The sequence below is a fragment of the Streptomyces sp. NPDC055506 genome, from assembly GCF_053643595.1.
This window is the reverse complement of the sequence record NZ_JBSHKH010000011.1, coordinates 84,560-95,649: the sequence shown is the minus strand read 5'-3', so window position 1 is coordinate 95,649 and position 11,090 is coordinate 84,560. Positions and strand designations below refer to the sequence as shown.

The following is an 11,090-nucleotide window of genomic DNA, read 5'->3' as shown; positions in this document are numbered from 1 at the left end:
CCCTGACGGCCGACATGGCCACTCAGGTCGCCCAGTCCGCGGCCGCCACTCAGCAGGCGGCCGCGAACTACGAGCTGCGCGCCGAGCGTGACGCAGCCGCCGCCAAGGCCGCCACCGAGGCCAAGAAGGACCTCGCCGAGGCGAAGAAGAAGGCGGAGGCCAAGAAGAAGGCCGCCGAGGAAGCCCGCAAGGCCGCCGCCGAGCGCGCCACGCGCAGCGCCGAGCGCGCCACCCTCTCCGCCTCCGCCTCCGCTTCGACGTCCACCTCGACGACCGCGCCCGCCAGCGGCAGCGTCGCGACCGTCATCGCCTTCCTCAAGGCACAGGTCGGCGACGCCTACGTCATGGGCGCCACCGGTCCCAGCGCCTGGGACTGCTCCTCCCTGGTGCAGGCCGCGTACAAGCAGGTTGGTGTGGACCTGCCGCGCGTCTCGCAGGACCAGTCGATGGCCGGCACGGACGTGCCGCTGTCCAACGTCCAGGTCGGCGACATCCTCTACTGGGGTGGCAAGGGCTCGGCGTACCACGTGGGTGTCTACATCGGAGACGGCCAGTACCTGGACGCGGCCAACCCGTCCAAGGGCGTCGTCATCCAGGACCTGTCGGGTTACCCGGCGTCGGGCGCGGTACGCGTCCTCTGACGTCACGCACACGGGCTTGAGGGCCGCTGCCACCGCCGGCAGCGGCCCTCCCGGCGTGTCCGCACCCCTCCTGCCGCGTGTCCGCACCCCCTCCTGCCGCCCTCACGGGCCGTCTCCCGGCCTTTCGGGGTCGCGGTGTGCCCGGAGTGGGCCGCGCCGTGGCGCAGGGCTCAGACGGCCCTCTGGCCCCTCCGGCCGTCCGCGCGCCCGCTCCGGCCGTCCCCACGCCCGCTCCGGCCGTCCCCGCGCCCGGCGGTCCGGTGTGGCCGGACTCCTCCTGGGACGGGCACCCGGGCTCTGCTGTGATGAGTGCCGGTCACCACAACCGACACCCGAGGAGAGCCACATGCCCAGCGTCTTCGTGCAAGGACGGCCCGTCGACTCCTACCCGCGGCTCGCGCCCGAGGCCCGGCAGGGGAAGGTCCGGCGGATCACCGAGGTCGGCGAGGAGGTCCTGCACAAGCCGTGCCGGGACGTCACCGAGTTCGGCCCGGACCTCGCCGCGCTCATCGACGACATGTTCCTGACGATGTACATCGCGGACGGAGCCGGACTCGCGGCGAACCAGGTCGGTGTCGACCTGCGGCTGTTCGTGTACGACTGCCCGGACGACGACGGGGTGCGGCACGTCGGGCACATCGTCAACCCGGTCCTGGAGCCGCTCGACGCCGCCCACCGGAGGCTGCTCGACGAGGGCGAGGGGTGCCTGTCGGTGCCGGGCGCCACGATGGACGTACCGCGGCCGGACCGGGCCGTCGTGCGCGGGTTCGACAAGGACGGCGAGCCGGTCGTCATCGAGGGCACGGGGTACTTCGCCCGCTGCCTCGCCCACGAGGCCGACCACTGCGCCGGGCAGCTCTATCTGGACCGGCTCTCCAAGCGGGAGCGGAAGGACGCGCTGCGGCAGGTGGCGGACCGGCGGGACGAGGTGCTCGCGCGCCGGGCCGCCAACGTCGAGGCGCTGAGTGCCTGATGAGGCGCTGAGTCCCTGATTCAGGCAGAGCGCCGCGCGCGTGATCAGGCCTTCGGGGCCACCTTGCTCAGCCCGTTGATGATGCGGTCCATCGCGTCGCCCCCGGTCGGGTCCGTGAGGTTCGCGAGGAGCTTCAGCGTGAACTTCATCAGCATCGGGTGCGTGAGACCGCGCTGGGTGGCGATCTGCATGACCTTCGGGTTGCCGATGAGCTTCACGAAGGCACGGCCGAGCGTGTAGTAGCCGCCGTAGGTGTCCTTGAGCAAGCGCGGATAGCGCTGGAGCGCCAGCTCGCGCCGGGCCGGGGTGGAGCGGGCGTGTGCCTGGACGATGACGTCGGCGGCGATCTGGCCGGACTCCATGGCGTAGGCGATGCCTTCGCCGTTGAAGGGGTTCACCAGGCCGCCGGCGTCACCGACGAGCAGCAGGCCCTTGGTGTAGTGCGGCTGGCGGTTGAAGGCCATGGGCAGGGCGGCGCCGCGGATCGGGCCGGTCATGTTGTCGGGGGTGTAGCCCCAGTCCTCCGGCATGGACGCGCACCAGGCCTTCAGCACCTCGCGCCAGTCCAGCTCCTTGAAGGAGTCGGAGGTGTTGAGCACGCCCAGGCCGACGTTCGAGGTGCCGTCGCCCATGCCGAAGATCCAGCCGTAGCCGGGCAGCAGCCGGTCCTCCCCCGGGCCGCGGCGGTCCCAGAGCTCCAGCCAGGACTCCAGGTAGTCGTCCTCGTGGCGGGGGCTCTCGAAGTACGTCCGTACGGCCACGCCCATCGGGCGGTCCTCGCGGCGGTGCAGGCCCATCGCGAGGGAGAGGCGGGTGGAGTTGCCGTCGGCGGCGACGACGAGCGGCGCGTGGAAGGTGACCTCGCGCTTGTCCTCACCGAGCTTGGCGTGCACGCCGGTGATCCGGCCCGTGCGGTCGTCCAGGATCGGCGCGCCCACGTTGCAGCGCTCGAACAGCCGGGCGCCCGCCTTCTGGGCCTGCCGGGCGAGCTGGTCGTCGAAGTCGTCGCGCTTGCGGACGAGGCCGTAGTCGGGGAAGGAGGCGAGATCCGGCCAGTCGAGCTGGAGCCGCACTCCGCCGCCGATGATCCGCAGGCCCTTGTTGCGCAGCCAGCCCGCCTCCTCCGAGATGTCGATGCCCATCGCCACCAGCTGTTTGACGGCGCGCGGCGTGAGGCCGTCGCCGCAGACCTTCTCGCGCGGGAACGCGGTCTTCTCCAGCAGGAGGACGTCGAGTCCCGCCTTGGCGAGGTGGTAGGCGGTCGTGGAGCCGGCCGGCCCCGCGCCCACGACGATCACATCGGCGGTGTTCTCGGAGAGAGGCTCGGTCACGACGGTCACGGCGGGATCTCCCCAAGCTTCGGAATCTGTGTGCCGGCGGGCACAGGACACGGGCAGTCTATGCAGCGGTGTTGATCACCCGGCTGAAGGGCTGCCTACACGAACCGAGCCCCTGTTGACGGAGCGTAATCGACTGTCACAGAAAGACACCCATCGCTTCCGGGCGGCGTGAGACCGGAGTTACCCTTCCTGTACCGCTGGGGGTGACATCTGTGCAGATATCCCGCAAAGCACCCGAAGTGCGCGTACCGCGTCTGGTCGGTCTGATGGCCGTGGACGCGCGCGAGACGGCCCGGGCGCGGGGCCTTCTTCTCAACGCGCCGGACCGGCCCGACTTCCATCTCGCCGTCGTCGACTACGTCGTACGCCAGTACCCGCAGCCTGAGGCCGAGGTGCCGCGGGACTCGATGGTCTACGTGTGGTTCGACTTCGGCCCCGGCGAGGGCGGCGGAGGCGTGCACGAGCCGCGGGTCCCGAGACCGCCCAGGGGCGGACTCCAGCGGGAGCTGGACGAGCCGGGCGACCCGTACATGGTTCTCAGCTCCCCGTAGAGGCCGGCTCCCGGCGGGGTCAGCTCTCCTTGAAGCCCCGGTGCAGGGCCACGATCCCGCCGCTCAGGTTGCGCCAGGCCACCCGCGACCAGCCGGCCTTGCCCAGCCGCTCCGCCAGCGCGGGCTGGTCGGGCCAGGCGCGGATGGACTCGGCGAGGTAGACGTAGGCGTCGGGGTTGGAGGATACGGCGCGCGCGACCGGCGGCAGGGCGCGCATCAGGTACTCGGTGTAGACCGTGCGGAACGGCGCCCACGTCGGGTGCGAGAACTCGCAGATCACGATCCGCCCACCGGGCCGGGTCACGCGCTGCATCTCCCGCAGGGCCGCGTCCGTGTCCTGCACGTTGCGCAGCCCGAAGGAGATGGTGACGGCGTCGAAGGTGTCGTCCTTGAAGGGGAGCTTCGTCGCGTCGCCGGCGGTGTAGGGCAGCCAGGGCCGGCGCTGCTTGCCGACCTGGAGCATGCCCTGGGAGAAGTCGCACGGGACGACGTAGGCACCGGTCTGCGCGAAGGGCAGCGAGGAGGTGCCGGTGCCCGCCGCCAGGTCGAGGACCTTCTGCGCGGGGCGCGCGTCGACCGCCTTGGCGACCTCCTTGCGCCAGCGCCGGTCCTGGCCGAGGGACAGCACGTCGTTGGTCAGGTCGTACCGTTCCGCCACGTCGTCGAACATCGAGGCGACTTCGTGCGGCTGCTTGTCCAGGGATGCGCGGGTCACGCGCCCATTCTTGCAGGACGTCCGCGAAGGGCCTCCGAGGGTCCTCACGGCAGGAGCCTCGGCTTCCTCCGTGCCGCCACGTCCTCCACCCACCCGCACAGCAGCACGAACATCCCGATCAGCACCCAGCCCACACCGAACATGAACCACTGACTGTCCAGCGGCAGGTACGCCTCGAAGGCGGGCACGTCCCAGAACAGGTCGATCAGCGGTACGGCGAGGATCAGGGCGATCTCGTGCCACAGGTAGAGCGTCACGGCCCGGGCGTTGAAGACGGTGACGAGCCGGTCCAGCCGCCGGAACCGGGCGAGTCCCGCGAAGTCGGTCCGGAAGCGGGCCTTGGCGTACATCAGGAGCGTCACGAACCCCGCCGACCAGAAGGCCTGCGCGAGCGGGTTCTCGTCGAGGTCGTACGTGCCGTACTCGCCCTGGTGCGCAAGGGCGTACCAGCCGCCGTACGCGAGGGCGCCGAGCGCGAGCGGGAGCACCGCGGCGGGCTTCAGCCGGGCCAGGACACCGTCGTGGTGCGCGAAGCCGAGGAGCCAGCAGAACAGGAACGTCGCCAGGTCCCACAGCGCGGCACCGAGCCTGTCGTCCGGCGGCTGCCACACGAACTGGAAGGCCAGGACCGGTGTCAGCGACAGCAGCAGCACCGGGACGGGGGCGAGCCGGAAGACCCGCAGCAGGAGCGGGGAGAGCAGCACGAACCAGAGGTAGGTCCGCAGGTACCAGAGGATCTCCCAGGCCTGCTCGCCCCAGGCGTTGCCGGGCGGGTCGCCGAGCGGCACCACCCAGTAGACGATCTGCCAGCCCGGCATCCAGCCGTGCACCAGCATCGCGCCGACGACGAACACGCCCCAGAACCAGAAGGGCGGCAGCAGCCGGCGGACGCGGCTCCTGATCACCGTGAGCGCGGGGCGCTGGAGGGACCGCGCCATGAGGGTGCCGGCCAGGGCGAACATGACCCCCATGGAGGGGAAGACCAGCCCGGCCCAGGCCCAGCCGAAGGTGTGGTACGTGACGACGCGGACGAGCGCGACCGCGCGAAGGGTGTCGAAGTAGCGGTCGCGCGCCGGGCGGGCGCCGGTCTCCGGGAGTGCCCGCTCGGCCGTCCTGCTGTGCGCCCCCATCAGCCCGCACCCGCCGGGGTGCCGACCTCGCCGGTCCGCTTCAGCTTCTGCCAGCGCAGCCGGCCGCCGGTGAGGGCGGTGACGCAGGAGTGGATGAGGACGAGGTACATCATCTGCCGGTAGGCGAGTTGCTGGAGCGGCATCATCAGCAGATAGCGGTACTTCTCGCGGTCCAGGCGGAAGGCGTACGCCGCGCACACCAGCTGGACCCCGAGCACCGCCAGCCAGGCCAGCAGCGCCGCCGTGAAGTCGACGAAGATCATCGAGTAGGCCGTGAACACGTCGATGAGGGGCGCGAAGACCGGCGTGACGATCTGGAACAGCACCACCAGCGGCATGCCGACCCGCCCGAAACGCCCCGAAGCCCCCTTGTCCGTGAGGGACTTGCGGTGCTTCCACAGCGCCTGCATCGTGCCGTACGACCAGCGGTAGCGCTGGGACCAGAGCTGCTTGAGCGAGCCCGGCGCCTCGGTCCACGCGCGCGCGTGCTCCTGGTAGACGACCCGCCATCCCGCGCGGTGCATCGCGATGGTGATGTCGGTGTCCTCGGCGAGGGTGTCCTCGCTCATGCCGCCGACCTGGAGCACCGCCTCGCGGCGGAACGCGCCGATCGCGCCGGGGATGGTCGGCATGCAGCGCAGCAGGTCGTACATGCGCCGGTCCAGGTTGAAGCCCATCACGTACTCGATGTGCTGCCAGGCGCCGATGACGGTGGTGCGGTTGCCGACCTTGGCGTTGCCCGCGACCGCGCCGACCTCCGGGTCGGCGAAGGGCTGGACGAGCTGCCGTACGGTGTCCGGCTCGAAGACGGTGTCGCCGTCCATCATCACGACGATGTCGTGAGCCGCGTTCCGTACGCCGTTGTTGAGGGCGGCCGGCTTGCCCGCGTTGGCCTGGCGGATTACGCGCACGTTGGGCATGCCGAGGGACTCGGCGATGTCGGCCGTGCCGTCCGTGGAGCCGTCGTCCACGACGATGATCTCGATCGGATGCGTGCTCCGCGCCAGCGAGTCGAGGGTATTGGCGATGCACTCCTTCTCGTTGTACGCCGGGACGATCACGCTCACCGGCCGGGTGACCGTCGGCCCCCAGCTGAAGCGGCGCCTGTTGCGCAGCCGGTAGTGACGGCGGGCGAGGATGAGCATCATCCCGAAGCGGCCCATGACGGCCACGCCGACCACCATCAGGCCGACGGACAGAGTCGGCACGGCCCACTCGGCGACGGCCACGGCCGCGACCAGGGCCTTGCCCTCGTAGAGGATCGCGCCGGTGGCCTCGCGGTGGGCGGCCTGGAGGGAGTTCGCGGTGTTCTGGGGGCCGGCACCGGGCTGCTGCTGCCCGGTGCCGCCGCGCTCCTGTTCCATGACGCCGCTGATGGTGGTGAAGGAGTACCCCTTCGCCCGCATCTTCTCGATGTACTCCGGCAGCGCCTTGATCGTCTGCGAGCGCTCGCCGCCCGCGTCGTGGAAGAGGACCGACGCGCCCTTGTTCTTCTTCGGCGTGGCCCACTGGACGATCTTCGAGGCGCCCGGCCGCTTCCAGTCGTCGCTGTCGGTGTCGACGAAGACGCTGGTGTAGCCGTCCTGGCCGAGCTTCTTGTAGACGGGCCAGCTGTAGTTGTCGATGGCGTCCGTCTCCGAGGAATAGGGCGCCCGGAACAGGGTGGTCGTGATGCCGGCCGCGCCCGCCAGCGCGAGCTGGGTCTGCTCCATCTCGCGCCGGACGCGGGCGTCGCTCTGGTACGACAGGTCGACGTGCGTGAAGGTGTGGATCCCCACCTCGTGGCCCTGCTCGACCATGTCCGACACGATGCCCGGGTAGCGCGACACCATCGAGCCGACCAGGAAGAACGTGGCGGGCACGTCGTACTTCTCGAGGATCGCCAGCACCTGGGGCGTCCAGGTCGGGTTGGGCCCGTCGTCGAAGGTGAGCGCGATCGTCTTGTCGGGGACGGAGACGGTCGTGGCCTGTCCGCCGCGGAAGGTGACGATCGGCCCGCCGTCCAGGACGTCGTCCGGTACGTCGCTGGAGCTGGCCCCGGTGCGCACGCGCTGGTCGCCGCCGACCTCGGCGCGCAGATAGCCGTCGAGGAGCATCACGCAGATCAGCGCGAGCAGGAGCAGCAAGGCGAGGATGACGCGCGGCTTCTGCAGCGCGGCGGCCTTGCCGGCGGCCCGCTCCATCCGGGAGGGGGCGCGGCGGCGGCCGCGTGAGGGGGTGGTCGTGGTCATACGGCGGCTCCCGTCAGTCAGTGCCCGCGCCCGCGGCAGCGGAGGCCGAGGCGGACGGGGATGCGGCGGACGGGGACGTGGTGGACGGGGACGTGATGGCACCTGCGGCGCCGTCTTCGGTGACCTGCGGCGGAGCCGACGGGGCACCGCTCGGCGGGGCGGCGCCCGGGCCGCCCAGCCCATCGCCTTCCGGCCCTCCGTCTTGCGGCCCTCCGTCCTGCGGCCCTCCGTCCTGCGGCCCGCCACCGCCTGGCCCCGCGCCCGCGAACGGCAGCAGCTGCGACGGTGTGAGCGAGGTGCCCCAGCCCATGAAGGCCGCGCCGAGAACGGCCGCGTACCCGAGGCAGACGACTCCCAGGAGGAGACCGATCCGGCGCAGCAGCCGGGCCCGGCGTCCGGAGTTGTCAACGAACACGGGCCCTTCGGCGGACTCGTTGCCGCGTTTGCGGCGGCGACCGCGGGTGACGCGGCTTTCGATGGCAGGCTCGGAATGCATTCCCCGGACAGTAGGCGGGCTTTATGTGCCATAAACTTGGGTTCTGATGTGAGAGACCCATGAGAAACGAGCGAAGCTGTCCTTTCTCTGAGAGTTGTCGGGAACTCCTGCGGAACTCGTTTTCAGCGCCCATCGTCGTGAGACGTTTGCTGCCGGGAAACGTACTGGGGGTTTGGACCTTTATGACCTCACGAGAACGGGAGCGTGCGCTATGAGGAGTCACCGGAAGCGGGCGGCGGTCGGGCTGAGCTGTCTGCTCGCCCTGGCCGGTACGGCCTGCTCCGAGCAGGGCGAGGCGGCCCGCCCGGCACCCCCGGCGTCAGCCGCGCCCAGCGCCTCGTCCCCTGCCGAGTCCGGGGCCGAGTCCGGAGCCGAGTCCGGGTCCGGCACCTCGGGTACGACCTCGTACGCCCCGTACGTCGACGCCAAGGACGCCGCCGCCACCGACTCCGCGGGCTCTCCCACGACGTACAACCTGGCCTTCGTGCTGGCCGGCGGCAGCGGCTGCACCCCGCGCTGGAACGGCACGGACGCCCTCGGCGACTCGGCGGTGAAGTCCCGTATCGAAGCGCTCAAGAAGGACGGCGCTCAGGTCCGGGTCTCCTTCGGCGGCGCCTCCGGCAAGGAACTCGCGGCGGCCTGCGACAGCGCCTCGGAGCTGGCGGCGGCATACGGCAAGGCCCTCGACGCGGCCGGCGCCACCCGGGCCGACTTCGACATCGAGGGCGACGAGTTGGCCGACTCCGCCTCCATCGCCCTGCGTTCGAAGGCGATCGCCCGGTTGCAGCAGGAGCGGGACGACCTGGAGGTCTCCTTCACACTGCCGGTGATGCCCTCGGGCCTCGGCAAGGACAGCCTGGCGCTCCTCGCCTCCGCCAACGACAACGGCGTGAAGGTCGCCACCGTCAATCTGATGACGATGAACTACGGCAGCTCGTTCGACGGCGACATGGGCGGCTACGCCCTCGCGGCCGCGAAGGCCTCGCACACCCAGTTGAAGAAGGTCTTCGGCACGTCGGACACGACCGCCTGGCGGGGCATGGCGCTCACCTCGATGATCGGTGTCAACGACGTCGCAGGCGAGACCTTCACGCTCGCCGACGCCGCCGAGGTCCGCGCCTTCGCCGAGGGCAAGGGCATCGGGTGGGTGTCGATGTGGTCGGCGGCCCGGGACCGGCAGTGCGCGGACGGGGCGAAGACCGACAAGCCGGCGACCGACTGCAGTGGGGTGAAGCAGAGTTCGGGGGCGTTCGCGGAGGAGTTCGCGGGCTGACGGATCAACAAGGCGCTTGAAGAGCGCGCTTCAAAAGGCGCTGCTCAGCGCCGCCTGTGCACCAGCCGCCCCGCGCACACCGTCGCGACGCACTCCCCCGCCTCGTCGAAGACGGCGAGGTCGGCCCGGCCGGTCGGGACGAGGACGGTGCGGCGCGTGCGCGGCAGGACGACGACGTCGTTGCGCTCGGCGGCGGACCGGAGTTCCGCCGAGTCGACGTACTCCTCGAGGACCGCCACCGCGCCGAGCTTCAGCACCGCGTGGACACGCTCGCGCGGGCTCGGGGCGTCCGGGAGCGGGCCCTCGTGGACGTGGGCGGGGCCGAGGGTCCCGGGCCAGCTGCGCACCCGGGCCTTCGGGAACGCCTCGCGCACGTCGTCGAGTTTCCCGACGGCACCGATCCGGTCCCGCCCGACGACCACGGCGCCGTTCTTGACGGGATCGGAGTCCCAGGTGACACGGACCGCGTCCGCCGTGTGAATCGTCTCCAACTCTTCCCCGCAGCGGCCTAGTTGGGGGCGAGCAGCTTGAGCTCGGGGTGAGCCGTGCCGCCCTCGATGGCCGTGGACGAGATGTGCGAGGCCACGCGGTCGTCGGCGGGGTCGTTCGCCGGGTCGTCGTGCACGACGAGGTGCTCGTACGTGGTCGCCCGCTGGGCGGGCACCCGCCCGGCCTTGCGGATCAGGTCGATGATCTCCAGCCGGTTGGAGCGGTGCTTGGCGCCGGCCGACGACACCACGTTCTCCTCCAGCATGATCGAACCGAGGTCGTCGGCGCCGTAGTGCAGGGAGAGCTGGCCGACCTCCTTGCCCGTGGTCAGCCAGGAGCCCTGAATGTGGGCGATGTTGTCCATGAACAGCCGCGCGATCGCGATCATCCGCAGGTACTCGAAGAGCGTGGCCTGCGTGCGGCCCTTCAGGTGGTTGTTCTCGGGCTGGTAGGTGTACGGGATGAAGGCGCGGAAGCCGCCCGTGCGGTCCTGCACGTCCCGGATCATCCGCAGGTGCTCGATGCGCTCGGCGTTGGTCTCGCCGGTGCCCATCAGCATGGTGGACGTCGACTCCACGCCCAGCCCGTGCGCGATCTCCATGATCTCCAGCCAGCGCTCGCCGGACTCCTTGAGCGGGGCGATGGCCTTGCGGGGCCGCTCGGGCAGCAGCTCGGCACCGGCACCGGCGAAGGAGTCGAGCCCGGCGGCGTGGATGCGCTGGATCGCCTCCTCGACGCTCACCTTGGAGATCCGGGCCATGTGCTCGACCTCGGACGCCCCCAGGCTGTGGATGACCAGCTGCGGGAATTCCTTCTTGATCGCGGCGAAGTGCTTCTCGTAGTACTCGACGCCGTAGTCCGGGTGGTGGCCGCCCTGGAACATGATCTGGGTGCCGCCCAGCTCGACGGTCTCCGCGCACCGGCGCAGGATGTCGTCGAGGTCGCGCGTCCAGCCCTTGTCCTTGGCCTTCGGCGGGGCGTAGAAGGCGCAGAACTTGCACGCCGTGACGCACACGTTCGTGTAGTTGATGTTGCGCTCGATGATGTACGTCGCGATGTGCTCGGTCCCGGCGTACCGGCGGCGGCGTACGGCGTCGGCGGCGGCGCCCAGCGCGTGCAGCGGGGCGTCCCGGTACAGCACGAGCGCCTCGTCCGGGGTGATCCGCCCACCGGCGGCTGCGCGGTCGAGGATGGGCTGAAGGTCGGCCTTCTCGGTCACCGGGCGTCCCTTTCGTAAGGGTTGTGGACGGA

Annotated in this window: 11 protein-coding genes; 4 read left to right on the top strand and 7 right to left on the bottom strand. The window is 70.8% G+C overall.

The window, feature by feature from the left end:
- Together ACWIF2_RS07285 and def are read left to right on the top strand one after the other, a co-directional pair.
- Positions 1–641 (top strand): C40 family peptidase (locus ACWIF2_RS07285; protein ID WP_454359122.1); only part of this gene is annotated, 641 nt, incomplete at its 5' end.
- 346 nt (positions 642–987) lie between these two features.
- Positions 988–1,614, top strand: coding sequence for a peptide deformylase (gene def / locus ACWIF2_RS07280; protein WP_454359121.1), 627 nt, complete (start codon positions 988–990; stop codon positions 1,612–1,614).
- A gap of 44 nt (positions 1,615–1,658) precedes the next feature.
- Here def and ACWIF2_RS07275 read toward each other — a convergent pair whose 3' ends face one another.
- On the bottom strand, positions 1,659–2,954 hold the full coding sequence (locus ACWIF2_RS07275; protein WP_454359120.1) for a geranylgeranyl reductase family protein: 1,296 nt from the start codon (positions 2,952–2,954) through the stop codon (positions 1,659–1,661).
- A gap of 239 nt (positions 2,955–3,193) precedes the next feature.
- Here ACWIF2_RS07275 and ACWIF2_RS07270 point away from each other — a divergent pair, with 239 nt between their 5' ends.
- The gene (locus ACWIF2_RS07270) at positions 3,194–3,505 is read left to right on the top strand and encodes a PASTA domain-containing protein (protein WP_454359119.1); all 312 of its coding nucleotides are present in this window, start codon (positions 3,194–3,196) and stop codon (positions 3,503–3,505) included.
- Between the two features lie 19 nt (positions 3,506–3,524).
- Here the strand turns inward: ACWIF2_RS07270 and ACWIF2_RS07265 are convergent, their stop codons facing one another.
- From ACWIF2_RS07265 to ACWIF2_RS07250, 4 genes are read right to left on the bottom strand one after another with little or no spacing between them, the layout of a single operon-like run.
- Entirely contained in the window at positions 3,525–4,220 is a 696-nt protein-coding gene (locus ACWIF2_RS07265) for a demethylmenaquinone methyltransferase (RefSeq protein WP_454359118.1), read from the bottom strand.
- A gap of 44 nt (positions 4,221–4,264) precedes the next feature.
- On the bottom strand, positions 4,265–5,350 hold the full coding sequence (locus ACWIF2_RS07260) for an acyltransferase family protein (protein ID WP_454359117.1): 1,086 nt from the start codon (positions 5,348–5,350) through the stop codon (positions 4,265–4,267).
- Positions 5,350–7,581 (bottom strand): bifunctional polysaccharide deacetylase/glycosyltransferase family 2 protein, encoded by a 2,232-nt coding sequence (locus ACWIF2_RS07255; protein WP_454359116.1) that lies wholly within the window; start codon positions 7,579–7,581, stop codon positions 5,350–5,352. The genes ACWIF2_RS07260 and ACWIF2_RS07255 overlap by 1 nt, the downstream gene beginning before the upstream one ends.
- A gap of 13 nt (positions 7,582–7,594) precedes the next feature.
- Positions 7,595–8,077 carry a hypothetical protein gene (locus ACWIF2_RS07250; RefSeq protein ID WP_454359115.1) on the bottom strand — a complete coding sequence of 161 codons (483 nt, stop codon included), beginning with the start codon at positions 8,075–8,077 and terminating at the stop codon, positions 7,595–7,597.
- Positions 8,078–8,288: 211 nt separating this feature from the next.
- Here ACWIF2_RS07250 and ACWIF2_RS07245 point away from each other — a divergent pair, with 211 nt between their 5' ends.
- Positions 8,289–9,350, top strand: a complete 1,062-nt coding sequence (locus ACWIF2_RS07245) for a chitinase (RefSeq protein WP_454359114.1) — start codon at positions 8,289–8,291, stop codon at positions 9,348–9,350.
- Positions 9,351–9,394: 44 nt separating this feature from the next.
- Here the strand turns inward: ACWIF2_RS07245 and ACWIF2_RS07240 are convergent, their stop codons facing one another.
- Positions 9,395–9,841, bottom strand: coding sequence for a hypothetical protein (locus ACWIF2_RS07240; protein ID WP_382489174.1), 447 nt, complete (start codon positions 9,839–9,841; stop codon positions 9,395–9,397).
- A gap of 17 nt (positions 9,842–9,858) precedes the next feature.
- Complete coding sequence (gene mqnC, locus ACWIF2_RS07235; protein WP_454359113.1) at positions 9,859–11,058, bottom strand: cyclic dehypoxanthinyl futalosine synthase; 1,200 nt, start codon at positions 11,056–11,058, stop codon at positions 9,859–9,861.
- Positions 11,059–11,090: the final 32 nt, after the last annotated feature.

Coding starts and splice junctions, on each gene's coding strand:
- def (WP_454359121.1), top strand. CDS start 988: ATGCCCAGCGTCTTCGTGCAAGGACGGCCCGTCGACTCCTACCCGCGG.
- ACWIF2_RS07260 (WP_454359117.1), bottom strand. CDS start 5,350: ATGGGGGCGCACAGCAGGACGGCCGAGCGGGCACTCCCGGAGACCGGC.
- ACWIF2_RS07255 (WP_454359116.1), bottom strand. CDS start 7,581: ATGACCACGACCACCCCCTCACGCGGCCGCCGCCGCGCCCCCTCCCGG.
- ACWIF2_RS07250 (WP_454359115.1), bottom strand. CDS start 8,077: ATGCATTCCGAGCCTGCCATCGAAAGCCGCGTCACCCGCGGTCGCCGC.
- ACWIF2_RS07245 (WP_454359114.1), top strand. CDS start 8,289: ATGAGGAGTCACCGGAAGCGGGCGGCGGTCGGGCTGAGCTGTCTGCTC.